This is a genomic window from Lentzea cavernae (assembly GCF_014653695.1).
Taxonomy (GTDB): domain Bacteria; phylum Actinomycetota; class Actinomycetes; order Mycobacteriales; family Pseudonocardiaceae; genus Lentzea; species Lentzea cavernae.
Map to the genome: position 1 here is coordinate 117,946 of NZ_BNAR01000018.1, position 23,646 is coordinate 141,591.

The 23,646-nt window shown below is 66.6% G+C and carries 35 protein-coding genes and 1 pseudogene; 12 read left to right on the plus strand and 24 right to left on the minus strand.

The features are described 5' to 3' along the window. Positions 1-81: 81 nt before the first annotated feature. The 19 genes from IE307_RS38755 to IE307_RS38845 form a co-directional block, all read right to left on the minus strand. Positions 82-738 (minus strand): hypothetical protein, encoded by a 657-nt coding sequence (locus IE307_RS38755; RefSeq protein WP_191304452.1) that lies wholly within the window; start codon positions 736-738, stop codon positions 82-84. A gap of 1 nt (position 739) precedes the next feature. Next, on the minus strand, positions 740-1,237 hold the full coding sequence (locus IE307_RS38760; protein ID WP_191304453.1) for a hypothetical protein: 498 nt from the start codon (positions 1,235-1,237) through the stop codon (positions 740-742). Continuing rightward, a complete protein-coding gene (locus tag IE307_RS38765; RefSeq protein ID WP_191304454.1) occupies positions 1,237-1,572 on the minus strand; it encodes a hypothetical protein in 336 nt (111 codons plus the stop codon). The genes IE307_RS38760 and IE307_RS38765 overlap by 1 nt, the downstream gene beginning before the upstream one ends. 247 nt (positions 1,573-1,819) lie before the next feature. Beyond that, positions 1,820-2,059: a hypothetical protein gene (locus IE307_RS38770; protein WP_191304455.1), complete on the minus strand. Its 240-nt coding sequence runs from the start codon at positions 2,057-2,059 to the stop codon at positions 1,820-1,822. After that, positions 2,056-2,313, minus strand: a complete 258-nt coding sequence (locus IE307_RS38775) for a hypothetical protein (protein ID WP_191304456.1) — start codon at positions 2,311-2,313, stop codon at positions 2,056-2,058. The genes IE307_RS38770 and IE307_RS38775 overlap by 4 nt, the downstream gene beginning before the upstream one ends. Next, positions 2,310-2,588, minus strand: a complete 279-nt coding sequence (locus IE307_RS38780) for a hypothetical protein (RefSeq protein ID WP_229905498.1) — start codon at positions 2,586-2,588, stop codon at positions 2,310-2,312. The genes IE307_RS38775 and IE307_RS38780 overlap by 4 nt, the downstream gene beginning before the upstream one ends. A 405-nt stretch (positions 2,589-2,993) precedes the next feature. Continuing rightward, complete coding sequence (locus IE307_RS38785) at positions 2,994-3,221, minus strand: hypothetical protein (RefSeq protein ID WP_191304458.1); 228 nt, start codon at positions 3,219-3,221, stop codon at positions 2,994-2,996. 14 nt (positions 3,222-3,235) lie between these two features. Then, positions 3,236-3,766 carry an NUDIX hydrolase gene (locus IE307_RS38790; RefSeq protein WP_191304459.1) on the minus strand — a complete coding sequence of 177 codons (531 nt, stop codon included), beginning with the start codon at positions 3,764-3,766 and terminating at the stop codon, positions 3,236-3,238. Further along, positions 3,756-4,109: a hypothetical protein gene (locus IE307_RS38795; RefSeq protein ID WP_191304460.1), complete on the minus strand. Its 354-nt coding sequence runs from the start codon at positions 4,107-4,109 to the stop codon at positions 3,756-3,758. Before IE307_RS38795 ends, IE307_RS38790 begins: the two co-directional genes overlap by 11 nt. Positions 4,110-4,569: 460 nt before the next feature. Continuing rightward, positions 4,570-4,917 (minus strand): hypothetical protein, encoded by a 348-nt coding sequence (locus IE307_RS38800; protein WP_191304461.1) that lies wholly within the window; start codon positions 4,915-4,917, stop codon positions 4,570-4,572. After that, complete coding sequence (locus tag IE307_RS38805) at positions 4,914-5,279, minus strand: hypothetical protein (RefSeq protein ID WP_191304462.1); 366 nt, start codon at positions 5,277-5,279, stop codon at positions 4,914-4,916. The genes IE307_RS38800 and IE307_RS38805 overlap by 4 nt, the downstream gene beginning before the upstream one ends. Next, positions 5,272-5,718 (minus strand): DUF6221 family protein, encoded by a 447-nt coding sequence (locus tag IE307_RS38810; protein WP_191304463.1) that lies wholly within the window; start codon positions 5,716-5,718, stop codon positions 5,272-5,274. The genes IE307_RS38805 and IE307_RS38810 overlap by 8 nt, the downstream gene beginning before the upstream one ends. Beyond that, positions 5,711-5,974, minus strand: a complete 264-nt coding sequence (locus tag IE307_RS38815; protein WP_191304464.1) for a hypothetical protein — start codon at positions 5,972-5,974, stop codon at positions 5,711-5,713. The genes IE307_RS38810 and IE307_RS38815 overlap by 8 nt, the downstream gene beginning before the upstream one ends. Beyond that, the gene (locus tag IE307_RS38820; RefSeq protein ID WP_191304465.1) at positions 5,967-6,257 is read right to left on the minus strand and encodes a hypothetical protein; all 291 of its coding nucleotides are present in this window, start codon (positions 6,255-6,257) and stop codon (positions 5,967-5,969) included. Before IE307_RS38820 ends, IE307_RS38815 begins: the two co-directional genes overlap by 8 nt. After that, on the minus strand, positions 6,250-6,693 hold the full coding sequence (locus IE307_RS38825; protein ID WP_191304466.1) for a hypothetical protein: 444 nt from the start codon (positions 6,691-6,693) through the stop codon (positions 6,250-6,252). Before IE307_RS38825 ends, IE307_RS38820 begins: the two co-directional genes overlap by 8 nt. Beyond that, complete coding sequence (locus tag IE307_RS38830) at positions 6,690-6,929, minus strand: hypothetical protein (RefSeq protein WP_191304467.1); 240 nt, start codon at positions 6,927-6,929, stop codon at positions 6,690-6,692. Before IE307_RS38830 ends, IE307_RS38825 begins: the two co-directional genes overlap by 4 nt. A gap of 65 nt (positions 6,930-6,994) precedes the next feature. Beyond that, positions 6,995-7,264: a hypothetical protein gene (locus IE307_RS38835; RefSeq protein ID WP_191304468.1), complete on the minus strand. Its 270-nt coding sequence runs from the start codon at positions 7,262-7,264 to the stop codon at positions 6,995-6,997. Next, positions 7,257-7,463 carry a hypothetical protein gene (locus IE307_RS38840; protein ID WP_191304469.1) on the minus strand — a complete coding sequence of 69 codons (207 nt, stop codon included), beginning with the start codon at positions 7,461-7,463 and terminating at the stop codon, positions 7,257-7,259. Before IE307_RS38840 ends, IE307_RS38835 begins: the two co-directional genes overlap by 8 nt. A gap of 6 nt (positions 7,464-7,469) precedes the next feature. Then, positions 7,470-7,646 carry a ribbon-helix-helix protein, CopG family gene (locus tag IE307_RS38845; RefSeq protein ID WP_191304470.1) on the minus strand — a complete coding sequence of 59 codons (177 nt, stop codon included), beginning with the start codon at positions 7,644-7,646 and terminating at the stop codon, positions 7,470-7,472. Positions 7,647-7,754: 108 nt separating this feature from the next. Here IE307_RS38845 and IE307_RS38850 point away from each other — a divergent pair, with 108 nt between their 5' ends. From IE307_RS38850 to IE307_RS38865, 4 genes are all read left to right on the plus strand, one after another. Beyond that, positions 7,755-8,087: a DUF6011 domain-containing protein gene (locus IE307_RS38850; protein WP_191304471.1), complete on the plus strand. Its 333-nt coding sequence runs from the start codon at positions 7,755-7,757 to the stop codon at positions 8,085-8,087. A gap of 41 nt (positions 8,088-8,128) precedes the next feature. Next, entirely contained in the window at positions 8,129-8,671 is a 543-nt protein-coding gene (locus IE307_RS38855; protein ID WP_191304472.1) for a hypothetical protein, read from the plus strand. An 83-nt stretch (positions 8,672-8,754) separates the two neighbouring features. Next, positions 8,755-8,979 carry a hypothetical protein gene (locus tag IE307_RS38860; RefSeq protein WP_191304473.1) on the plus strand — a complete coding sequence of 75 codons (225 nt, stop codon included), beginning with the start codon at positions 8,755-8,757 and terminating at the stop codon, positions 8,977-8,979. An 81-nt stretch (positions 8,980-9,060) separates the two neighbouring features. After that, complete coding sequence (locus tag IE307_RS38865; protein WP_191304474.1) at positions 9,061-9,345, plus strand: hypothetical protein; 285 nt, start codon at positions 9,061-9,063, stop codon at positions 9,343-9,345. A 77-nt stretch (positions 9,346-9,422) separates the two neighbouring features. Here the strand turns inward: IE307_RS38865 and IE307_RS38870 are convergent, their stop codons facing one another. After that, the gene (locus IE307_RS38870; protein ID WP_191304475.1) at positions 9,423-9,638 is read right to left on the minus strand and encodes a hypothetical protein; all 216 of its coding nucleotides are present in this window, start codon (positions 9,636-9,638) and stop codon (positions 9,423-9,425) included. Between the two features lie 516 nt (positions 9,639-10,154). On the opposite strand from IE307_RS38870, the gene IE307_RS38875 reads away from it, so the two are divergent. Then, positions 10,155-11,114 (plus strand): tyrosine-type recombinase/integrase, encoded by a 960-nt coding sequence (locus tag IE307_RS38875; protein WP_191304476.1) that lies wholly within the window; start codon positions 10,155-10,157, stop codon positions 11,112-11,114. Further along, a complete protein-coding gene (locus IE307_RS38880) occupies positions 11,107-11,808 on the plus strand; it encodes a hypothetical protein (protein WP_229905499.1) in 702 nt (233 codons plus the stop codon). Before IE307_RS38875 ends, IE307_RS38880 begins: the two co-directional genes overlap by 8 nt. Before the next feature lie 191 nt (positions 11,809-11,999). Here the strand turns inward: IE307_RS38880 and IE307_RS38885 are convergent. Then, positions 12,000-13,166: pseudogene (locus IE307_RS38885) on the minus strand (IS3 family transposase). Positions 13,167-13,658: 492 nt separating this feature from the next. Here IE307_RS38885 and IE307_RS38890 point away from each other — a divergent pair. The 4 genes from IE307_RS38890 (at position 13,659) to IE307_RS47535 (ending at position 17,721) form a co-directional block, all read left to right on the plus strand. After that, positions 13,659-14,783 (plus strand): hypothetical protein, encoded by a 1,125-nt coding sequence (locus IE307_RS38890; RefSeq protein WP_229905500.1) that lies wholly within the window; start codon positions 13,659-13,661, stop codon positions 14,781-14,783. Between the two features lie 1,410 nt (positions 14,784-16,193). Continuing rightward, on the plus strand, positions 16,194-16,829 hold the full coding sequence (locus IE307_RS38895) for a hypothetical protein (protein ID WP_191304477.1): 636 nt from the start codon (positions 16,194-16,196) through the stop codon (positions 16,827-16,829). Between the two features lie 21 nt (positions 16,830-16,850). Then, on the plus strand, positions 16,851-17,261 hold the full coding sequence (locus IE307_RS47695; protein WP_191304478.1) for a restriction endonuclease: 411 nt from the start codon (positions 16,851-16,853) through the stop codon (positions 17,259-17,261). Beyond that, entirely contained in the window at positions 17,233-17,721 is a 489-nt protein-coding gene (locus IE307_RS47535; RefSeq protein WP_308436435.1) for an FtsX-like permease family protein, read from the plus strand. The genes IE307_RS47695 and IE307_RS47535 overlap by 29 nt, the downstream gene beginning before the upstream one ends. A gap of 41 nt (positions 17,722-17,762) precedes the next feature. Here the strand turns inward: IE307_RS47535 and IE307_RS38910 are convergent, their stop codons facing one another. The 3 genes from IE307_RS38910 to IE307_RS38920 form a co-directional block, all read right to left on the minus strand. Further along, positions 17,763-18,995, minus strand: coding sequence for a hypothetical protein (locus IE307_RS38910; protein WP_191304480.1), 1,233 nt, complete (start codon positions 18,993-18,995; stop codon positions 17,763-17,765). A gap of 16 nt (positions 18,996-19,011) precedes the next feature. Beyond that, entirely contained in the window at positions 19,012-19,842 is an 831-nt protein-coding gene (locus IE307_RS38915) for a protein phosphatase 2C domain-containing protein (protein WP_191304481.1), read from the minus strand. Positions 19,843-19,963: 121 nt separating this feature from the next. Continuing rightward, positions 19,964-20,680, minus strand: coding sequence for a vWA domain-containing protein (locus IE307_RS38920; protein ID WP_191304482.1), 717 nt, complete (start codon positions 20,678-20,680; stop codon positions 19,964-19,966). A gap of 102 nt (positions 20,681-20,782) precedes the next feature. Here IE307_RS38920 and IE307_RS38925 point away from each other — a divergent pair, with 102 nt between their 5' ends. Together IE307_RS38925 and IE307_RS38930 are read left to right on the plus strand one after the other, a co-directional pair. Beyond that, positions 20,783-23,239, plus strand: a complete 2,457-nt coding sequence (locus tag IE307_RS38925) for an ATP-binding cassette domain-containing protein (RefSeq protein WP_191304483.1) — start codon at positions 20,783-20,785, stop codon at positions 23,237-23,239. Between the two features lie 186 nt (positions 23,240-23,425). Further along, positions 23,426-23,614, plus strand: a complete 189-nt coding sequence (locus tag IE307_RS38930; protein WP_191304484.1) for a hypothetical protein — start codon at positions 23,426-23,428, stop codon at positions 23,612-23,614. Positions 23,615-23,646 lie beyond the last annotated feature (32 nt).

Sequence of the window (23,646 nt, forward strand, 5' to 3'; positions counted from 1 at the left end):
TCACCCACTCGCAGCCCGGCATGATCTCTCGCGTGATGCAGCGGCGGTCGTGGTCGCGAACGAACACAGTCGGGATCTTCTTCATCGCCCTCTCATCTCTGCACGCTCGGCCTGGTACTTCGCGAACAGGCGCTCGCGCTCGGCCTTGACTTCTTCAGGCAGTCGAAGGCCACGGCCGCTGTAGGCCATGGTCATTTGCATTGAGATCAGCAGGTCGGCCAGCTCTGGCTTGATCACCAGGTGCGGGCGAACTGCGACAAGTAGCGCCGCCAAGCGCGGGCCCTCGCACGGCCACTGGTAGACCTGCAAGTGGTGCGCGCGCGGCTTCTGGGCAGGAACTGCGGTGCCGCCGAGGCGGACCTGCAGCCACGCAATGACCCGCAGTGAGGTGTTGGCGATTCGCAGGATGCACCTGAAGTGCAGGCCTCCTCGGCTGTCCTTCTTGCGGTAGATCAGCAGGCAGCCCTCGCCATCGATCAGGCCCGCGATATACGCCAGTTCCGCCGCAGACAACGCAGCAACGCTCGCATCCGGCTCCACCTCGGTGCGCGCTGGAAGTGACTGCCCGACGGTTTGCCCCACGCGGAGCGTGATGCCACGGGCGTCCAGAACGCGGCGCACGGTGGAGCCGCCGACGCCGAAACGAGTGGCAATCTGCCGTGCTGAGGCGCCCCCTGTGTAAGCCTCGACGACGGCGTCCTCGTGGGGTGCGAGGACAGATGCAGGCTTCTTGCGCACGTCAGCTCTCCTCGCTGGGGTACACGTAGTTGTGGATCACGTGGTGTGTGGTGCCGAACGCCCGGTACTTCCGGCGCGCCTGCCGCCGGCGGTTGATCTGCCACCACGGGATGTTCTTGATCTGGTCGTCGATCCGGTTGAACTCCGAGATCACGAACGAGCTGACCGCGTAGCACTCCGACGACGTCGGCTGCCGGTGCCGCGTGCGGGCCGGGCCGACCTCGTCGTTGAGCGCGAGCTCCAGCAGCTCGTCCTGCATCGAGGCGAGGCGCCGCTGGACGACGGACCAGGCGACGCGGCACATGCAGCTGTGCGGGTGCCCCGGCATGCCGTGCTGGGGGTCACCGAGCGGGGCGGTGCAGCAGCGGTGCACGCCGTCGGTGAAGTAGGTGCAGCCGCCTGTCATCACGACAGGGCAGGAGAAGTCGTCGGCTGGCATGGCCTGGCCCTCGGCCGCGAGCGCCGCGGCGACGTGATCGTCGCGGGTCTCCTCGGGCATCACGGCCGCCTGGTGGCGATGTCGAGCAGGGCGCCGGTGAGCTTGTCGACGCGTCCCCGCTCGGCGTCGTAGTCCGCGCGGAGCTGCCGCGAGTTACTGGTGCCGCCGAAGTGCTGGACGAGCGCGTCGCACAGAGCGCGGCCAGCGTCGACCGGGATCTGCAGGGGCGTAGGCATGAGGCTGGCCTCGTCGACCACCTGCAGCTCCAGGCCCATCGAGCCGATACCGATCGCGGCGTGGATCCGGCCGTCGACGATGCACCCGATGCTCAGACCGAGGGTCATCGCGATCGGGTTGTCCAGCACGCCCGCGCGCCACGCGCCAGCTTCGAACATCAGGGTCTCCTAGTGGGGTTCTGAATCGAGTACGGCCTGCGAAGACTCGGCACTCTGGCGAGCCTGGTTCTGGACGATCAGGCCCTTCTCCGAGAACCAGGCCTTGCACAGGCAGCGGTGTAGGTCGTCGTGTGCCGGGAGGTCGGTGCACCAGTGCCGGCCGTCGACCGACGTGGGGCACTCGGCGACCATCGGCTCGGCGCTAGCGGTGCACAGGGCGGAGAACCACATGGCCACGGCCGCCCCCTCAGCACGCGCTGATGTGGACGAAGGGGCTGAGGCCTCTCGTGTGCGGGGCGAGGGTCATGGACAGCCGGATGTCGGCCATGAGCAGGGCCCGGACCCGGTACGCACAGAAGCCGCAGACCGGGCCTTCGGAGAGCAGCCACAACCGGCTGTAGCAGTCGCGTGTCCGGCACAGCTGCTCGCCGGACTCCAGCGCGTCAATCCGGCGGAGCAGGGCGGGGAGCTTCGCGTAGGCGTTCACGGCGCGAGGTCCACAGAGATCGGCGGCATCCCGCCGTAGAACGACATCCACACGCACTCGCCCGCGGCAAGGCGCTCCAGGTCACCGGACTCAAGGACGCACCGCACCGACAGCCGCTGCCACCCGGTCGACGACCGATCGACCAGCGCCTCGACGGATGGGATGTCGCCGGCCAGGTCACCGTCAGGGGCTGAGACGACGATTCGCGTTGCGCCGGGCCATACCGCTCCGTCCGGGATCGGCGCGGGCCTCACGACGCCACCTCAAGCGGCGTGTAGGCCAGGCCACAGCGGCACTTGTGCGTTCGCGACGTGTGCCCGTGATCGCTCGCGCAGTGGTGGACGTGGTGCTGGAACCTCCCGAACGGCAGGACCACCGGCAGCCGCAGCCCGCACCGCTCCTGCACTCGGCAGAAGGCAAGCACCACGAAGACGACGGCCCACACCGCGGCGTTCAGCAGGTCTTCCCAGCCATCGGCAACCACGAGGTACCGCACCGAGTTGCCGAACGCCATGAGAAGCGCGATCACGCGCCACTGCGCCCCGGTCACGCGCGCGCCTCGAAGACCGCGCGGCCGCAGCAGGTCGGGTTTCGGTCGGGGTCTCCGATGCTGCTGCAGTTCATGCCCACCACTCCGGTGCCTACGGGGGACACCAGGCGGCGGCGTCCACTGTGGTGACTGTAAGTCAGAACGTCCGGTTTTGGCGACATTCAAACCGGACGAGGCGGCCCCGCGCCTCGGGGGACGAAGCGCGGGGCCGCTGGGGGGAAGTGTCAGCCTCGGGGGGCGTGGGCCGACGGGTTCGAGACTAGCGCGGTCAGAACGGCCAGGTGGCGTTCTTGCCTGCTTCGAGCAGGGGAATCATCTGCAAGGCCTGGTCGGTGTGGCCGCCGAAGGTGTGGCGGTTGGCTCTGCCGGAGCGTAAGCGTCCTGTTAAGGCGAATGAAAAGCGGACATCGAGGCCTGGTGGTGGTCCGGGCTCTTCAGTGCGTCGGGCGCGTCGCGGAGTTCGTCGCCGGCCAGGTCGACGTTGGTCCACTTCGGGTCGGGCAGCGTGAACCAGCGCATGTCGCGGGCGAGGTGCACGCGGCTGTCGTGGACGCGAAGCCAGCAGGGTTCGCCGTCGAGGCGTTGAGCGGTGCACACCAGAGCGTTCGTCACGGGGCCTGGCCTCCTCAGTCGATGATCAGCGGCTTATCGCTCAACGTTCCCGCAAGGACGTCGTCGAGCAGGCCGGCCAGGTTCGCGGGCAGGACCTTGTCCGCGCACTTGTGAAGGTCGGCGGCCGTCCACCAGCGGCGCTCGATCACGCCGGCCTTCTCGTTCTCGGTCGGCTGGAGCGCAACGGTCGGCGCCGCGTCGGCTACGCGGGCGAGGAACACGAGGTCGATGCGGTGGTGGTCGCGGCCCATGTAGTGGAAGCGGGACTCCCGCGTCCACAGGTGGCGGTCGACGCGGGGGAGGACGATGCCGGTCTCCTCGGCGACCTCGCGGCACGCGGCGTCCGTGGGCTTCTCATCGGGCTCGACGCCACCGCCGGGCAGCTCCCACCAGTGATGGTCGGCGTCCTGCGGGTCGCGGGCGTGCACGAGCAGCACGCGGTCCTCGGCGTTGAGCAACAGCACACGTGCACCGAGGCGCGGAGCATCGAGCTGCTCGGTGGCTTCGATGGCGGCGAGGATCCGCTGCGGCAGGTCAGGCGTCATGGCTGGCGGGCTTCGCGTAGCCGACGTGGTAGTAGGCGATGGTGCCGACGTCAGGGCCGAGCGAGGCGTGGCCCTCGGTCACGTCGTTGGCGGCGATGAGTTCGAGGCCTTGCTCGGCGCATCTGGCTGCGAGCTTGTTCTGCAGCGTGGCGCGGATGAAGCTGCGGTACCAGTCAGGCATGACGAAGTCCGAGGTGCGTGGAGGTCGGGCCACCAGTTGCGCCTGGACTCGCCGGGTTCCTTCTGGCGCCGTGTCCGTAACGGGGGCGGAGACGGGGTCCATGGTGGCGTAGGCGTGGTCCTCGGGGCCGAGGAGGCACTGGGCGATCTGCTCGTTGGTCATCATCGGGGTGTACCGCCTTCGGGGCGTTGACGGGAGGGGTTTCCTGTTGCCAAGTCGCTGGCGTGGATGCCTGGCCACCGGGGCGTAGTCGCCGACAACTCTTCGATGTGTGGGGTCTGGTGGTCGAGGCCTGGTGCATGGGGTCGGGTGCGGACGGCGTCGCGGGTGCCGGTGTCTTGGCGCCACTGGTGGTTGCATTCGCGGCACTCGCGGGGGAGGAGGCGGGCGCGTTCGATGCCCGGCTCGATGTGCCAGGGGAGGTGGGTGACTGGCTTCGGGTTGCCGGGCTCCATCAACGTTGCCGTGGGGATCTCGTGGAGAACGGCGACGTCTACGGTGCGGCCGGTGGGCTGGTGTTCGAAGTCGCCAAGGTGGTGCCATCGCTCAGACCCGCAGGCGGGGCATCGTGGCCAGTCGATGACGGGCTCGAGATCGCCGAGCTGGCTGACGTTGGGCGTGGTCATGGCAGCCAGTCGACTTGGATTTTGGGCAGATCGAGCTTGGCCAGGCGTTGCAGCTGCTCGTCGCGGGCGCGGAGCCGGGCGAGTGCTTCGTGGGAGTCCGGGACCGGGTAGGAGTGCGGGGCTTCGCCGTACAGCACCCGGTAGGCCACACGATCACGGGTGACTTCGTCGACGCCCTCTGCAGCGAGCGCCGCGTCGGTGGCGGTGAGCATCTTGCGGATCATCTCGACGCTGGCGCGGAACGTCGGGTCGTTGTTGAACGCGTTGCGGTCGACGGTGCCGCCGGCGGCGTAGCGCTGGTGCACGCGGTGCGTGAGGTCGGCGTAGCGGTCAGGTGTGGTCACGTCGGCTGCTCCTCGATCTCCGTCCAGTCCTCCAGCACGACGACCGTGCGGCGGTAGAGCTTGCCGCCGTTCCGCTGCTCGTCGCGGATCCACTCGGGCACCGGGTAGATGCGCTCGATGTCCGGGTGCGGGTTGCGGACCAGCATGCTTCCGCCGGCGTAGCGCTGGGCGTGCTCGACCATCTCCTGGCCGTTCACGTGGGCAGCCTCGGCGAGTTGCTCGTCGGTTGCGCCAGCCTCCTTCGCCCTCGACAGGGCGAGATCACGGTTGCCGCAGAGGACCCCCACGCGCTGGGCGGCGTCCGCTACCTGCTTGGCTAGGTAGCGGGCGATCTCGAGCCTTCTCGACACTAGGTCATCCACTGCGCCACTCCTCTCGGAAGCCGGGGCGGTGCTGGTAGGCCAGGCCGAGCTGGCGGATCACAGCCTCGGCGAGGTGGTCGGCTGTGAAGTCGTCGGAGAAGTGAACGTCGCGGACACGCACGCACTCGTTGAGGATCGCCTCGTGTGCGTCGCACTGAGCCAGCACAGCCACAGGATCATGGAGGGCGATGTGCTCGCCTGCGTGGTTCAGATGGCCTCCCCATGGTGCAACCGCCACCAGCCCGGACCTCGCCGTGCCCGCACACACAGAGCCGTCGGCGTCCCGGTATTTCCACCGCGAGGCCCACTCGATGGGGTCGTGCACCACGGCGTTGAACGTCGGCCTGGCGTGCATCTCATGCACGGACTGCGCCGCCTTGGTCGCTGCCGTGCGTGTCTCGGCGATCTGCTGGCGCAGCCACTCGACGAGGTCATCCACGGCGACCCTCCTGCTCTCGCGCGGCTCGGATGGCTGCCTCGCGCCAGGAGGCGCCCAGAGCGCGGGCATCCTCACCGAGGGCGTGCACGACCGGTGCCAGTGCTGCTGCGTAGTTCTGGATGATGACCTCCACGGCAGCGTGCACCGATGCGGCCGATGGCATCGGGTTGGCGTCGAGGATCTTGCGCATGCCCTCGCCGGTCGTCTCCAGGGCTCGGCGTCCCTGCTCGGACGCGTGCCTCATCACCTCATCCACGGTCGAACTCCTTCCATGCTTCGCCGTCGTGCCGTCGATCGCGGACAAGCGCCTCTTCCCAGGTCACCGCGAACTGGAAGTAAGCCTGACGGGCGTTGCCAGCGTCGACATGGTCGACGATCTCGGCGACGCGTTGCTTCAACCGCTCCAGGGCGGCCAGCTCAAGCTCGACGAACCACTCAATGACCTCGTCCTTGGTTGCGTCCCACAAGGCGATGGTGTCGGTGTTCGAGTTGAGCACGGCGAACTTGCCGTCCGGCTGCTTGATGATCTGGTTACCCACAGTCGGTCTCCTCGGTGTGAACTGACTGGGCCTGCGGGTACTTCTTGCCAGGCGCAGGCTTCGGACTGCCGGTGAACGTGACCCGCGTGCCGACCGGCAGCGACAGGAGCGAGCCGGGCAGGGAGTCGCGGGAAACGAACCACGAGGTGCCGCTGGTGTCGGTGATGAACCCGCTGGTGGCATCGGGCTCCCAGCGGGTGACCGCGCCGACGTGTCGTTTGTCCTGCCGGCCAGCGACGGCAAGGTCGAGCTGTGCGATGAGCATCGCGACCTCTTGGCGGCCGACCCGGTTCGCCACGCCCGTGTATCGCAGGCGGGGTGTGGCGTGCTGGCGTCCGAACTCTTCTGCTTCGGTGGGTGTGTCGAATGGTCCGCAGGTGAAGCTGCGGCGTCCATCGGTGAACTGGGCGTCGAACCAGCGTGGGGTGCCGGTCATCGGTAGCGCTCCGCCTGCTTGTCCCAGCGGACCTCGCCGCGCGCGGCGGCGAGCGCCAGCCTGTTCAGGTCCGACACCATCTCGGTCGTGCCGTTCGGGTGGGTGAACGGCGTCCACCAGTCCCACTCGCGGCATTCGAGATCGCCCGGCCATTCGCCGGTCCAGATGCCCTGACCAGAGGACGTGTGGTCGCCGCACTGGAGCGCCTGCGTGCCGCACTCCGGACAACGTGACACGTCGCATCCGTCAGCGTGCCGAGTGCCCGGCGCGACTCCGCAGTCGGGGCAGGTGTTCGTGTCTCTCATGAGCGACCGTCCTTGGCGTCGGTGGTCTCACCCAGCACGGCGCGGGCGAAGTTAAGTGCTGCAGGCGACGGGTGGTCGAACGACCCCCTGAGCCACTCGACCAGCGGCGGGCCGATCTCGTCGGGCTCCTCGAACAGCCCCAGCCAGTCCTGCCACTCGCTCACGCCGTCGATGCCGTGCATGCCGCCGTAGGCCGGGACAGCGGCCGCGCGGGACTCGATCAGCGCCGCTGCTCTCTCCAGCAGGGCAGAAGGAGACTCAGCCACGACGGTCCCTCCGGTCGATCCACGCGTACAGCTGATCCAGCACCACCATGCTCATCACGGAGGACGCAAAGGCCCACAGGACCTCAGGGCCGAACCCGCCTGCCAGCACGGCGACAGCCGGGCCGACGACAACGGCCGCGAGCAACACCGGGATCCGCACCTTGAGCGGCAGGTAGCCGTGAGTCTTCTGGCTGGTCATGCCGCATCAGCTCCCTTCGTCGCGCGGCAGTTCGTGGTCGTGTGCCCGGACGTAGTCCTTGAGGGCGTCGCGGATCAGCTCAGAGACGTTGTCGCCCCTGTGTTCTGCGATTGCCTGGACACGCTTCATGCGCGAGGGGCGCTCGCGGAACTTGTACTGCTCCATCTTCTCTGCTGCTGCCATGCGCTTATGTAACCACACGTGTGGCCACATTTGTAGGCCCAGATGCTTGTGTGTGGCCACAGATGTGGGTACAGTTCTGGCATCGGCAGGACGACGAAGGAGCCCCGGATGACCGCCACGCAGACCACCACCAAGTGCATCTGCGGCCGCACGCTCCGCGCGGCCAAGTCGGTCGCCCGCGGCTACGGCCCCCGCTGCTTCGCCAAGATCCAGAAGGCCGCCAAGGTCGCCCCCTTCAAGCCCGCCGCGATCGAGAAGGCCCAGGAGCTCATCGCCGACGGCGGCATCCTCCCCATCCGCGGCCGCCGCGTGTTCCGCGTCGTCTCCTCGGACGGTGCCGCCACCTACCTCGCCGCCCCGCAGGCCTGCAACTGCGCCGCCGGCCTCAAGTCCAAGCACGCCTGCTACCACCGCGTCGCGGCCACCCTGCTCGCCGCCTGACCACCACGCCAGCGCCGCCACTCATGCCACCTGGAGATTTCATGCGCACCACGACCGCCGCCCGCGCCGCGTCCACCGGCTACCCGCACCGCACGGGCGGCTACTGCGGCGATCCGCACTGCGCGGGCAGCAGCACCCACACCTACGACGGCCACCAGGTGTGGAGGACCGTCGAGGCATACCTCCGCGACCACCACACCGACGGCGAGGAGTGCCCGAACCCTCTCGGCTGCAGCACCGACCCCGCCTGCCGGAAGCGCTCCGAGCAGGTGCTGTCCCGCGAGATCGTCGCCACCGCCCAGGCGCACGGCGGCACCCGCGTCATCGAGTTCTCGGTCATCCGCCACACCCACGGCAGCCTGACCTGGACGACCTACCGGACCGCGGCTTACGACTCCAACCACCGCGACCGCCACCACTCGACGGGCAGGGGCCCGGCGGACACCCCCGACCAGATCGAACAGGCCCGCGCCGCCGCGGGGATCCTCCTCACGCCCGTCAGCGACTCGACGGGCTGCGACTGCTGGGCCGGGTGGGACCCGCACTGCGGTACGCCCGGCTGCTGGGGCACCGACCGCAGCTGACTGAGTCGTCGTGGTGGGGCGCGGATCGGGACGCGCCCACGCCACGGCTGCCCAGCCGGACTACCGCCACACGAGGAGCACCGTTGACCACCGCCAGCACCGCCGACGTCACGCCGCAGCAGACCAAGGACGACATCCACCAGCTCATGCAGAGCATCGTCCTCAACCTGGCCGTCACCGGTCAGTCGATGTCGCGCTCCGGGCTCGTCCGGGTCGAATGCGCGCTCGCCACGGTGTTCTCCATGCGCGACCAGGAGACGGCTCGGCTGCGCGCGGAACTCGACCTCGCCCGGTCGGCTGGTACCTGACAACGACCGCTGGACGAAACGCCGTGAGGCGTCCCTGGGATCGAGACCAGGCTGATGAGTCCCCATCGCAAGGAGCACGCCGTGAAGATCCGCATCGTTGCCGACGCCGCCCGCGAGATCGCCCAGCACGTCACCACCTACGTCCGTCCGACCAGCGGCTGGTCCGAGGTGCAGGTCATGCGCGAGTGCCGGCACGGCTGCAAGCTCCACGTCCGCCGCCGCGGCGCGATCCTGCAGTACGCCCTGCATCACGGCGCGGCCTACGGCTGCCAGCTCGGCCGCGACGAGGCGACCCGCGTGGTGCCCGTCAGCGTCGCGCCCAAGGCCAAGGCTCGGTGGGTCTGCCCCGGCGACTGCGGCGAGTAGCTCGCGCTGGACGAAACGCCGCGAGGCGTAGCCGGGAAAACCCCCAGCGCTTCCCTGTGACGCTGGGGGTTCGTTGTTCAGGCGTCGCGCTGGGCGGCGTCCTGGATGACGGTGCGGAGCTTGGTGACGAGCTCGGTGGCCTGCTGGGTGTTGAGGATGGGCACGTGTCCCGATGGGTAGAGCAAGACGACCTCGCCTCCTCGGGTGGCGCCGGCGCCGACCTTGATCGGGTTCCCTCGAGCGTCGCGGCAGTCAACCAGTTCGCGGAACGGGATCTCTGGGTCGGTCGGCATAGCTCTCACTCCCCATCGCAAGCTCGCGCGGGAGCGTGGCGGATCCGCGCCCCGCCGCGAACTCCATGTCTGTGACTAACGAAATGAGAGCTGTTCGCGTTACTAGGCCGACCGGGTGAGTCGGACAATGTCCATGAATTGTCCATAAACGGCCGAAGTACCCAGACCGTACGGGTGCGGCTCGCCCGCCCGCGGCCGACGGTCCTCGATGGCGCGATGAGGCGGGGCTGCTGGGGAGAAACCTGGGAGACGGGGACCGCTTGATGACCACGCGAGACCAAGCGAGACCAACACAGGCCAAGGGTCTGACCAGGACGTACGCTGGGAGAGCAGGTCGATGGTGGTGCGGGGACCTTGCTGGGGGTCAAGGGGTCGCAGGTTCAAATCCTGTCGTCCCGACGGCCAAGAGGGTTCTCGCAGGTCAGATACTGCGAGGACCCTCTTTTTTTGATCTTGCCGAGTTCTGCCGGGTCGAGCACGCCGCTCATCGACCCCTTTACTCGGAGGGCTTTCACAATGCCTCTTCTGGACCTGAACAAGCTCTCAAACGGTCTCTCGAAGACGTGGACGGGCTATCTGCGTGATTGGGACCGCACGCTGCGATCCTCGAGTCATCCGGAGACCACTCGCTACAACTACCTCCTGGCCGCCGCCCAGCTCGCGCGCTACCTCGCCGAGTACTCGCCCGACCCGGACGCCGACGATGCCGCCGACGACCCGTGCGAGGTGACTCGTGCGCACATCGAGTTCTTCCAGGCCTGGATGATCGAGACGCGGTCTGGCGCCACGGCGCTGAACAAGCACAAGGGTCTGCAGCAGTTCTTCAAGTGGCTGATGCTGGACGCGGAGGACATCGACCGCTCGCCGATGGAGCGGGTGAAGCAGCCCAAGCCGCAGAAGAAGCTCATTGCCGTCATCCGTGACGACGACACCAAGAAGGTCCTCGGCACCTGCAAGGGCAAGGACTTCGTCCAGCTCCGCGACGAGGCCATCATCCGGCTCTACTACAACACCGGTGCCCGCCTGTCCGAAGTCGGCAACCTCAGCCTTGAGGACCTCAACCAGGACACCGACTCCGTGCACTACCACGGCAAAGGCAACAAGGACCGCCGCGTCCGCTACGGGCCCAAGACCGCACGAGCGATCAGCCGCTACCTCCGCGCTCGTGCGAAGCACAAGGGCGCCGAGCTGCCAGACCTGTGGCTGGCCGACCGTGGGGGCAAGCCGCTGAAGCCCAACGGCATCAAGATCATGATCAAGCGTCGTGGTCTCTCTGCCGGGCTGTCAGGAGTGCACGCGCACCGGTGGCGGCACAACTTCGCACACGAGTGGAAGCGAGCGGGCGGCGACACCGGCGACCTGATGTTGCTGCTTGGCTGGACGTCGGAGGACATGCCGCGTCGCTACGGGGAGAGCGCGGCAGCGGAGCGGGCGCAGGAGACGCAGCTGCGGATGGGGATCGGTGAACATGTCTGATCAGATGCGTGTCCGCCAGGCCGTTGAGGTGATCATGGGTACGGTCGTCGGGCTGACGTTTTTGTTCGGCTTTGGCAACGTGTTGAGCCTGGGGTTGAGGCTCGGTGTTCCCGGATGGATTGCTCCGCTGGTTGCTCCTGCGGTCGACCTGTCGGTGATGGGCCTGCTGCTCGGTCTGCGGCAGCTGACGGCGAACGGTGCCGGTGAAGCACAGCTCAAGCCCGTCCGACGCTTGTTGATGTTCTGCAGCCTGGTCACGCTGGCTCTGAACGTGGCCGATCCCGTCATTGCTGGCGAGTACGGCAAAGCCGCCTTCGATGCGGTCGGGCCACTTCTGTTGATCGGGTGGTCTGATGTCGGGCCGTGCCTGTTGCAGGGCATGAACAGCGCTCAGCTCGTTGACGCTGCCGTTGATGATCGACCGGTGCCGCTACCAGCCGCTGTCGACGTTGTGGGTGACGAGACCAAGTCCGTCGAGGCGGAGCCGGTTGTCGTCCGCGACGACCTGTTGGAGCGCGCGAGGCGTGAGGACATTCGCCATCGAGAGCTCTACCAGCGGCCGATATCGTCGGAAGCGTTGCGGCAGCGGCTTCGAGTGGGCTCGGCCAGGTCGAGAAGGCTGGTCAAGGCGGTTCGGTCGGTGGAGTTCGCCGGCGTCGCAACCGCAGGTGCGTCGTCCTCAGCTCGTTGTTGATCGATATGCCACCCTCCTCGACGTGGGTGTGCTCGATAGTCCGTGGGAAGATCAGCCGTCGCATGTGCGGCTTGGCGAGTTCGTCCGCCGTCTGCGTCGGCAAGCTTCAGGCGTGAGGTCAGGGCCCGACGGGCACGCGACGCCGAGCATCTTCTCGATGGGTCTGCTGCACGAGTAGGTGACAGTGGTAGTCACGCAGCACGGCTGGCTGGCGTGGCCATGATTGCTTCGTACTCGATCGGGGTCAACCTGCCGAGAGCTGCCTGGCGCCTGCGGCGGTGGTAGGTGCGCTCGATCCAGGTCACAATCGCGATCCGCAGTTCCTCGCGCGTGGTCCAGGTACGCCGGTCGAGAACATTGTTCTGCAGCAACGCGAAGAAGCTCTCCATGGCCGCGTTGTCTCCGGCTGCGCCGACCCGGCCCATCGACCCGGTCAAGCCATGACGAGCGAGTGCGCGGACGAATTTCCTGGAACGAAATTGCGATCCGCGGTCGGTGTGCACCACACAGCCGGCGACCTCACCGCGGCGGGGCGAGAGCGTTGGTGAGCGCGGTGACGGCGAGCCGGGACTTCATCCGGGAGTCGATGGAGTAACCGACGATCCGGTTGGAGCAGACGTCCTTGACCGCACACAGATACAGCTTTCCTTCAGGGGTGCGGTGTTCGGTGATATCGGCCAGCCACAACAGGTTCGGCGCCGCGGCGGCGAAGTCGCGGCGCACCAGATCGTCGTGGACCGGTGGGCCGGTCTTCTTGCCGTTGCGTCCGCGTTTCTTGCCAAATGCGCTCCACCAGCCCATGGACGAGCAGATCCGCCACGCGGTCCGGTCCGCCATCGACTGGCCGGCGTCGCGGGCTTCGTCGGCCAGGAACCGGTAGCCGAACTCTGGATCGTCGCGATGCGCGTCGAACAACGCGTTCGCTCGATGAGCCCGCTCGAGCTCGGTGACGGTGACCGGCGCGGCCAGCCACCGGTAGTACGGCTGTCGAGCGATGTTCAACACCCGGCACGTCACCGCGACGGGAATCCCGTCCGCGGCGAGCTCGGTCACGAGCGGGTAGAGCCTTTTCCCGGCAGGTTCGCCTGCGACAGATACGCAGTCGCGCGACGCAGGACCTCGTTCTCCTGCTCGAGCAGCTTGATCCGTTTGCGGGCCTCGCGCAGCTCCGCCGACTCGGTCCGGCTCGCACCGGGCTTGGCACCTTCCTCGATCTCGGCCTGGCGCAGCCACTTGAACAACGTCATCGGGTGGACCCCGAAGTCCTTGGCGATCTGCTCGACGGTCACACCGGGCTCGCGCTCACGCGCGACCCGCACGACATCGTCTCGGAACTCCTGGGGGTAGGGCTTGGGCACAGCGACATCCTCCCAGCTCACCATCACGGCAAGCCAACTCAGATGTCACCAATTCGTGCAGCAGACCCGGCGACCTGATGTTGCTGCTCGGTTGGACATCAGAGGACATGCCTCGTCACTACGGTGCCAGCGCTGCAGCCGAGCGAGCGCAGGACACGCAGCTGCGACTTGGGATCGGTGAGAATGTCTGACGACCCGAAGAAGCCGGTCCCACGTGGCCTCACCGCTGAGCAACGAAGCTTCCGAGCACGGATAGCCGCACATGCGTCCTGGGCGAAGACGTCTGATCGGCGGGCTCGTACGTCCCGAGCAACAGAGGGTTTTCTCGAACGGCTGGAGCAGGAGATCGACCCGGGAAACGAACTTCCTCCCGAGTTGCGCCGCACGATGGCTCTTCATGCGCGGACCGCCCACATGCTGAAACTGGCGCGACCGTCGGCGGCTGCGCGCCGCCGGCGGAAATAGTTGGCGTTGATCCGCCAAGATGAGCGTATGACGAAGTACGCCTTCGACGAGGAACGCCAGGCTCTGATCGCGACCTGGGAGACCGGTGACGGCTACCTCGCGCGCACGGTCGCGGTGTTGTCGGCGTCCGTCGATCAGGACGGCGCGCTGCGGCTCGCAGCGAGTCTGACGACGATGTCGCGCATGGCGTGGTGGACGTACACCCACCCAGCGAGCGGTGCGGAGAGCGTCGATCCGAACAGCGAGGGATGGCGCCGCCAGGGTGAGCGGGAGGCATTCGTCGAAGTGCTAGACCACGTGAGGAAGCCCTACCTGCCGAACGACCAGGGCTACCTCGTGCAGTCATACGTTCGAGTGGAAGAAGCCGCGCACCGCGTTGGACGCGCATTGCACGCCATCGGCGATCAGGAACTCACTGACGCTGTCGCCACTGATGTCCAGCAGGAGCTGGCCGCGGTGGAGCAAGCCGAGCTGGGCGACTTCTCGGGCCGTGCTCGGCAAGCGGTTCAGCTCAGTCGCGCTGATACTTCACCGCTTCAGGTGAATGCCGCCCATGACTTCCTGCACGCCCACCCGTTGTGGTCGAGCAAACTCTTCGAGGAGGTCGACCCGACGGCGGCAGCGGTGGCTGCGGCGCACTGGTTGCAGGCGGCGGCCGAGATTGCCGGCGAGGCGTCGGGCGTCAGCCCTGCAAGCGTCGTCATGGAGGCTGACAACATCGAGGCGCTGGCCGTCGAGACGCCGACCTTGGTCCTCGAGCGACTGATCGCCGGCGAGAGCCCGCGGCGCGTTGTTGTCGATTTGGTCGCCGGAGCGATGATCGCTGCCGAGGGCAAGTTGCCGGATCCGGATGGCCTGGTGGATGCGATCGAGAAGGCGAGGGCGCAGGCCGAGCAGTACGGACCGGGCGACGAGGAGCTTCTTGCAGGACTGATGCCGCGCGTCACACCTCTTGACCCGGCCCGTCCCGCGCAAGACCTCCTCGAAGACCTACTGGACGGAATCCGCGGGTGCTGGTTGCTGTACCGGTCGCACGCTGAACTCGGTGACGACGTGGACCTCGACGACGAAGCTGCCGATGAAGAGATCGATGAGGAGTTCTTCGCAGCCGTTCGTGCCGAGGCTGAAGCCAAGCATGACCGGCTCCTTTAGAGAACTGGATGTGGAGACGGGAGCCTCTTGACGGCTTACCCTCGGTCTGTGATCAACTTTGTAACAGGCCAAGGGTGAAAGCTTCCGTCATTGGGAACTGTGTCATCGACCAGCTGCGGAGACGTCATGGCAGCGGCTTCAGGTCGATTCTGCGGTCGAGAAGCGTGGCGAAGGACGCGCGGCCGGGCGAGCACCGGGACGGTGTTAGTGCTAGAGCTGCTACGAGTGCAACAGGCGAGTTGTGGTTAGCGGCATGTTCATTGTGTCGCGATCTGGCGTAGATCTGGATAGCCGACGTGCGCTGACCAGCACTCTGTGGTGCCTCCTTGCGGCAAGAGGTCGCGTGTCAACGACACCGGTGCGATCGCCAGGTAGTTCTTGAGAACAACGCGCTCGACGTGCAGTGCGGTGGCACGGTCGCGCACCGGTATGAGGTCAACCAGAGCGCCGCCGTTGCGGACGTGGGCTTGCAAGCGGCCGTCGTGTGCGCTGTGGGTAATGCCGATCTTATAAACGCCATTGGTGCCTAGGTGAGGGAAGTGGAAAAGGTATACCCGGTGCGGTGCAGTTGGATCGAGTCGGGCACCGTCGCAGCGTAGGCAAGGGGGAGCACCAGAGCAGACCGATGTCCATAACACCGAACGTGGGGCATCGCAGCGAATGCACCTTGCTGCCAATGTTCGAGTCGGGTCTCCTGGATAGTGTTCGAGTAGATCAAGGCCCAGCTCTCGGAATCGGGCGGTGACGGTGGCTGTTGTCGGTCGGAAGCGGGCGGCGTTGCAGTGTTGGCACGGCAAACCAGGACGGTCTCAGCCCCTCAGCTATGCCGAACAGGCAGTCTGCTCCAGCGCCCCCGCACTCGTCACACTCGTAGTTGATGGGCTCGTCGCCGTCGGCGTCGCCGAGCGGCAGCAAGGATCGCATGCCGGCCGCCCGCAGCAGTTGTTCTTGTCTGGCGACCGGCCACCACTCCGTAACCGCTCCGAGAAGCCGGTTTCGGGGGCCAAGTTCGATCCACTTGCACATTTGGCAGGTCCATCCGCCGCGCCGCAGCATGGGCAGCGACACGTCCACGATCGCAGAGCAGGGGTTGTGCCGTGTCCTGAACCGGGCACGTGCGTGATCGCCCAACTGAACAACGGTGGCGTTGCAGCTCGCCACCAGAGCCGCAAGACACTGATCGCAAAAGCCGATGGCTCGATTGCGTCGCGGCCATCGTGACTGTCGCTGACAGTCGGCAGTACTGCAGACCCCGTTCATGTTCTTCAGACCTCCGCGCGCTGCCGACCGAGCCTCACGGCGTGAAGAACCGGGCGGCATCGGTCACCTGGCTGCTCACACAGACATGATCGTGATGTAGGTGTACATCGTTAGCTACCTGCCATCTCGCGGCTGGTACAAATTGACGCCATGGGCGCTGGGTTGTCGCTGGCGGAACAGATCGAAGAACATCGGAAATCTGGCGTGAAGTTCCGCGCTGGAGATCACTGGTCAGGGAGGCTCGAAGAGTGGCTAAGTGCAGCGCTGCCACCCGGAGCGTACGAGCGATACGGGTGGCTCGAGGACGGCCACGCCGTGGAGGAGGAAGATGGGCCTGGTGCAGACGAGACAGTGCTGGAATGGACTGATCGCCGCCGCGAGGGAGTGCAAACCTGGTCGTTTCCAACAGACGAGCTGCGCTCGGAGTACCTAGCGTCGGTGGCGGAGCGCCCGGAATCAGAAGTGCTTGCGTTGCTGCGGCTTTTCTTGTTCGAGGAATCGTGTTTTGCTCATGATACCCAGTACCTCCACGAGGCTGTAGTACTTCGTCGCGAAGTCGGAAAGCCGCAAGGGATGCCCACCGAGTACTGGCGGCGTCTGGTTGCGTGGATCGGAGGCGACGTAAAACCGCATCCCAGTATTCGATGGGTCCTCGACCTGCTGCCGAAGCATCCGCAATCAGCTGTTGACGCCGTTGCCGGGTATAAGAAGGTCTACCGTTTCATTCGCCCAAGCGGACGTGATCGCGGACTGGAGGACGCAATTGCGATCATCCGCGCGCGATGAATTGAGCATGCGAAGCCGGGTGTGGAGGCGCTATTCCACATCAGCCCACGGGAGTTCGAGCTCCTGGTAGCCGCCCTGTATGGACAACTTGGTTACAAGGTTGAGGTCACACCGGCCGGGCGGGACGGTGGGCGCGACGTGATCGCGAGACGTAACCTGGCAGGTAGATGTGAGGTCGTTGAGATTGAATGCAAAGCTCATACGTCGGCAATCGGTGTTCAGATCGTTCGGGCGCTTCGCGGAGTGGTCGGAGGCAGTGGTTCGAATCGGGGCGTTGTGGTCACGACCAGTCGGTTTACGCGAGGAGCGCTGAAGATCGCAGCTGACGACCACCGCATCGAACTTGTAGACGGTGCCACCTTGGTTCAGATGCTCAACTCCGTCTTCGGCGCGCGATGGATACATGATCGATCATGGGTCTGTCGGGCCTGAAAGGGCTGCAGGCGGCCTGTCGGCTGTCGCTCAGCACAATTCATGGATTAATGCTGTCGGGCCAGTCGCAGAACTCGCAGCAGGTAAACTTTATCGCGATCACCCTCCTGTTCGGCATGGCCATCCTCCACACGGGAATTCCCTCGCGAACACCCTCGCCATGTCGATGGGCGAGCGGGCAGAAGAGATCAGGCTGATGCGCTGCATCGGCGCCACCAGCGGGCAGATCACCGGTGTGATGCCGGGAGAGATCGTGGCCGTCGTCCTGGTCGACGTGGTGCTAGGTCTGCTCGTCGCCGCCATCACCATCGTCGGTGTGTGGCTAGGACTGGCGTCCGCCGACGCCGAAGCGGTGATCGGCGTGCCGGTGGCGACCTGGGTGGTGATCGCGCTGGTCGGCGGGATGCTGCCGACGGCGCGTGCTCTGCGAGTGACGGCGGCGGCGCGGCCCGTCGAGTAATCGTGGTGTGCGCCGGCCTCCCTTCGGCGCACCACCGCCCTTCACCGCCTGAGTTCGTACGCGACGAGCGCGGCGCCGACGAGCACACCGATCGCGACGACGAGGATGACGAACCAGAAGCTCGCCCGCCGCAGGCGTTCGTCGGGGTCCGGAGCGGGCGGCGTCGGTGGCCGGGTGACGGTCGGCCGGCTTGGTACGGGCACGCGGGTCCAGACAGGAGTGGCGCTGACCGTCGGCTGCCTCGGCGCGGTCACACGGGTCCAGACGGGAGTGGCGCTGACCGGAGCAGGAGGGTGCGGCTGCAGGGAATGGACGGGGCTGGTGGCCTCCTGCTCGTACGCGCAGGACGGAGCGCCGAGCCAGGGTGTGAGCACGAGTCCGCTGTTAACGCGGGTCTTCTCCTGCCCGGAACCCGTGACGTAGCCACGCCACACGTCGGCCATCGCCTGCAACGACCGCGCGGACGCGTGCTGGTTCTCGAACAGCAGGAAGTCTTCGAGGACCTCTGAATGGTCAGGGGTGAGGTGCCGCCGGACGTCGTTGACGACCGCTGCCAGCGCCGCGTCCTTGCCGATGCACGCGATGGACATGGAAGCGAACTTCCAACAGTCCGTTCGCTCGTCCAGCAGTTGCGGCCAGCCCTCGACATCGTCGGGTCGCATCGTCTGTGCTTCCGCCGCGCGCAGCGCGCTCACGCCGTTCAGCACCATGGCGTCGCAGTCGATCAGGTAGGTGGCCGGTGTCTGCGAGATGCCGCTGGCGAGGGTGTTCTGTAGCCGGAGATCCCCGACGACGACGTTGTTGATGTGCAGGAAGGACAGGGTGCGCAGCAGGTGCCCCAGTCGAGCGATGGTCTGCGGAATGCTGGAGTAGTCTCTGCCCCGCTCCTTCGCGTCGTGCGCGGTGAGGGTCAGACCTGCCATGTCCCTGGGGAAGGGCGCGTCCTTGTGCATGCGCCAGAACGGATCCGGCGCTGGCGGTACGAGTACTCCGGTGACCTCGCGGCCCTGCATCACGACGTGCCGAACCCAGCTCGTCCGCGCGTCGAGGAAGGCACGGTCGGCGAAGCCGAGGGACCGCCGCCATTCGGCCATGGCCGTCAACCCCTCGGCCGAGGCGCCCTGAGCGGTGTCCGGCAGGTATCGCTTGTACAGCAGCACTTCGCCCGGACTCCTGTGCACCCAGCTCAAGCCGCTGCTCTGACCGCCGAGCGCGAAGTTCCCGTCGGACAACGTCCGCAGGCTTGTGCGCTGAACCTGGATGGGGTCTGTCATGGCGTCCTGCCCCGGGCTACCTGGGCTGCCACACGAGGAGGATCGTGCGGTCGTCCGCCATCCCCTGCACGTCGAAGTCCAGCAACGTGGTGAACTTCGCGGCCGACATGGCCTCCAGCACTGAGCTCGTGATCGCCTCCGCGAACTCGCCAGGCATCGCCTCGATCGCCTCGGCGACTCCGTCCGTGGCGATCACGAACACGTGGTCGGGCTCCAGCACGGTTTCGCCGTGCGTGCCGTTCTCGAGCGGACCCGGAAGTGCGTGCGTCACATTGCTCCGGCCCTGTTCGTTTCCTGATAGCCAGGTCCAGTGCCTGTCGGTGAGGGACAGCGTGAGGACCGAGGTGTCTCCGTATGCCAACCAGTTCACCTCCGTGGTCGCGTCGTCGAGCGTTCGCAGCGCCGCGACGGAGAGAGTGGTGGCGGGCGGGTTGTTCTTGGACGCGGGGTGTCCTGCCCTGGTGTCCGGCACCTGGCGAACTGCGTCGCTCGTTCGGTGCACGAGCTCCATGCACTGATCAGTCCAGGAGGATCTTCTGGTGTCCGCCCACCGGACCACCTCGGCCACAGCACACAGCGCTGCCGCGTTCGCGGCCATGTGCGCGTTGATCGCGGAACCCACGCCGTCCGCCACCGCGACACCACAGGAGTCCTTGCCGGCGGCGAACGCGTACGCGTCCTCGCGCACTTCACCGTTCTGACGGTGCCGTGAACCGATCAAAGACGCGGCACTGAGCTGCAGCGGGCCGACGCCGCAGCGGTGACCCACCACGTCCGGCACGCTGTCACGCCCGGCGCCCGCCGGTGCTGTCAGCACCGGAAGGGCGTCTTCGTTGGCGGGTTTCACCGGGTGCTCCCGCGGATCGATACCCGGTGAAACCTTCCGGAGAGAAAAGGACGTCAACGTTTTCACGGTCGTCCAGATCGGTTTCCCGGATGCCTTGTCACCCTTGCGCCGCTTGCCCACGTCATACCGTTCCGGCGTCGAGGCGGGTCATCCCGACCGGCGTTGGGACCATGAACGAGCCCTGTGCCGCCGAAACCGTGATCGACTGGATGATGACCTTGATGATCGCCTTGAGCAGGATGCTCGCCGGTTCCCCGGGATTCGCCAGGAACGCGGCACCCTGCGGGTCGGTGGACCGCAGCGCCCGCACGGTCGCCTGGTCGACGCTGCCCATGCCGAGCGCCACCACCAACGGACGGTACTCGTGGTCCGGCGTGCAGAGCTCGTCCCTGGGCACGGACCACTCCGCTACTGTCTGGGTGTGCTTGCTGTGCCCGGCGTTGCCATCGGTTAGGAAGAAGACGACCGGCCTCTTCGGACGGAAGTTCTGCTCCACCAACTGGCCGACGTCCGCGCGGATCGTGTCTCTCAGGTGCTCCCAGGCAGCCACGAAGTTCGTCCAGCTGCCTCGCGGCAGTGGATCGAGCCGACCGGGTTTGCCGATCGGGGTGAGCGGGTAGTGGGTCGTCGCCTTGTCGGCGAAGGTGATGACCGAGACTCTGCCGATGGCCGACGCCTCGATGTCCTCGGCGAGCTCTTCCAGCATTAGACCGAGCGAGTCATTCATGACCGACAACGGCGCCGATGCCTTGACGGGCCAGGAGTCCTCATCCCACATCGAACTCGAGACGTCGCACACGATGTAGAACGGCCAAACCTTGCGGGTGGATCCTTCCACCCGTTTGACGCTATCGAAGCCGACCATGTTGCCTCCTCAGGGCGTGAGCAGACGGTTGATCGCACGACTCGTCGTGATCGTTTCATTCCAAGCGACATCGCCTTGTGGTTGTTGCGTTTTCCCGATGTCTGGCGATGTGCACTGGGACGACAGGAGGTGGGCATGGCTCCGGATCTGCCGCTCATGGTGGTCGTGGATGGCACACGCCATCGACTTTCCCCTGACGAAACAACGGTTCTGGGCAGCGGCGCGGATGCGGGGATCCGGGTCGAGGTAGGACCGGCCAGGTGGGTGAGGTTCCGTTACGCGGCGGGGTGGCGTCTCTACGTGCTGGAGCGCGGTAGCCGGTTGGAAGTGGACGGAGTCGACGTCGAGCCGCTCGGTTCCAGCGACGTGATCGGTGTCGAGTTCGCCGAAACCGGTGTGGTGGAAGCGGAGTTGAGCCTGGGCAGGCATCGGCTGCGCCTGATCGTCGAGATCGGGGACTTGGCACCACCGGTTCGGCCCGGTCCGCGCTCGCCGGTGCTGGCCGCGCCTCCGGTACCGGTGAGGCCTCCGATACTGGTCGCGCCCGCGACGCCGGTGACACCCGCGATGCCGGCCAGACGCATCCGGCTCGGTGACGTCCCACTCACGATCGGCAGACGAGGCGGTGGTGCCGACGTTGAGGTGGACGGGCTCGACGTGGCCTTGCGGCACACGGTGGTGCGCCGGGGATCCTCGGGAGTCCTCGTCCGCGATCTCAACGCCGGCACCGGCACGTTCGTCGACGGAAGACCGGTGTTGCATGCCCCGGTGAGTCCGGGCGGGTGCTTTCTCGTGGGACACCACGTCTTCAGGGTGCTGGGCGGCGACACGATCGCTTGCGAGAACCTGGCAACGCCTCCGTCACTGATCTTGTCCGGGCTCACGATCCGGCACCACCGCAAGGAAGTGCCGACTCTTCGCGACGTGTCCGCGACCCTGCCCAGCGGCGGAATGCTTGCCATCATCGGCCCGTCCGGACTTGGCAAGTCCACGCTGTGTGCGGGCCTGCTCGGCGAGGCCGTGGTGGAGGCGGGATGGGCCGAGGTGGACGGGATGCCGCTCGGTGGTGCGCATCGGGTGAACCCCGCGCTGGTGAGCTTCGTGCCACAAGCTTCGTCCATGCTCGACGAGCTCACGGTCAAGCAGACGATGTGGCACGCCGCACGACTCCGCCTCGCCGCCGACGCCACTCCCGCGGAACTCGCGGGCAGCGTGCGGGACGTGCTGGAGAGGTTGCACCTCCACCCGTTCCAGGACCAGACGGTGAGCAAGTTGTCCGGCGGGCAACGACGCAGGCTCAGCGTTGCCGTGGAGTTACTGAGCGATCCGTTGCTGTTGATGCTCGACGAGCCGACGTCAGGTTTGGACGAAGGTTTCGACCGCATGCTGATGAGTGATCTCGCGGCGGTCGCGCGGGATGGTTGTGCGGTGGTCATCGTGACCCACACGATGGCTCACCTGAACGAGAGTTCGGCGGTGCTCGCGATCGCGGCCAGCCCGGCAGGGGAGAACGCACCGTCCGGAATCGGCTACCTCGGCCCGCCAGAGGAGTTGCTGAGCAGGTTCTCGGCGGTCTCAGCGGCGGATGTGATGGACGCGTTGAGAGAAGGCCGCACCGCGGAAATGCCTGTACGGCTAACGGCACCGCGTCCGGTCGCGAGGTCGGCGGCCACACCCGCCCTGCCACGCAAAGGCCGCACACAGCCGTGGCAGCATGTGCTGGCGGTGAGTCTGAGGCGAGAGTTTCACCGGATGTGGTTGCGCAAAAAGTTGCTCGCCGGCCTCGCACTCCTGGGACCTCTGGCCGCCGCGGCGATCGCGACATGGACGAACGATCGCGGCCTGGTCGGCTCTCCCGATCAGCCCAATCCCGATCTGGCGATGTCGATCGCGGTCACGGCGATCTGCCTGTCCCTGCTCGCGATGGCCCTGTCGTTGACGTCGATCGTCAACGACAGAGAAGTGCTTCGGCGGGAAAGTCGTTGGGGTGTACCGGATTCCGCCGTCGTCCTCTCTCGAGCCATCAGTCGCGGAGTGCCCGCGTTGGTGCAGGCCGTTGTGGCCACGGTGGTGCTGAGCCTGGGGAACGAGCTGCGCCAGGACACCCTGACCGGTCTTCCAGCTGGTGTGGAGACAGGGCTCGTGTTGGCAGGGCTTACCTGGTGCTCGATGTGCCTGGGGCTGCTCGTCAGCTGCCTGTCGGCGACGGCGGAGCAGGCCGTTGGCATCATGTCGGGGCTGTCAGGAGGAGCGGTGGTGCTGTGCGGCCTGGTTCTGCCGCTCGGTGTCTCGTCCGGATTCGAGTTCGTGCTCGGGTGGGCTTCGTATCTGTTCCCCACCCGCTGGGCGATCAATGCCCTGGCCTCCTCCGTGGATCTACCGCACGCGGCGATCGTCCACACCGATCTGATGTGGAGCCACGACTTGACGCATCTGCTGGCTCCTCTCACAGTGCTGTTCCTGATGAGCGCCTTGTTCTGCGCGGTCGCGCCGTTCGCACTGCGAAAGGGGCGTGCGAGGCCTCAGCGCTGACGTGATCAGCGTGGGGTGGTCGCTGGGCCGTGGGCAGCGCTGAGGACCGCGCAGGACCAAGCCGGTGTGGAGTCGACAAGCCAGCCTGGCTGAACAGCCAAGGCTCCTTCGCCCTGTAGCCGTCGAGCAGTTCGCTTGCCCGGAGGGACGCTCGACGGGAGCCCGTAGTGGTTGGTGGCTCGAACCGTGGAGATCGAAGAGTTCGTCGGCGTCGTGTACCTGTACGTGCCAAGGCTCAGCGGCCTGCTCACGGAAGTCGGGATCGGTGAGGAACAGCCTGCCGGCAGGGACCCGCACCAGAACCCGCTGTCGCGGGCGCAGCCACTCCCGAGCATCATCGGCATGAACGTTGGTTCGTCGATCCAGGTCGGGTAGGTGCAGGGAGGAATGCACAACCAGAGCTGGCA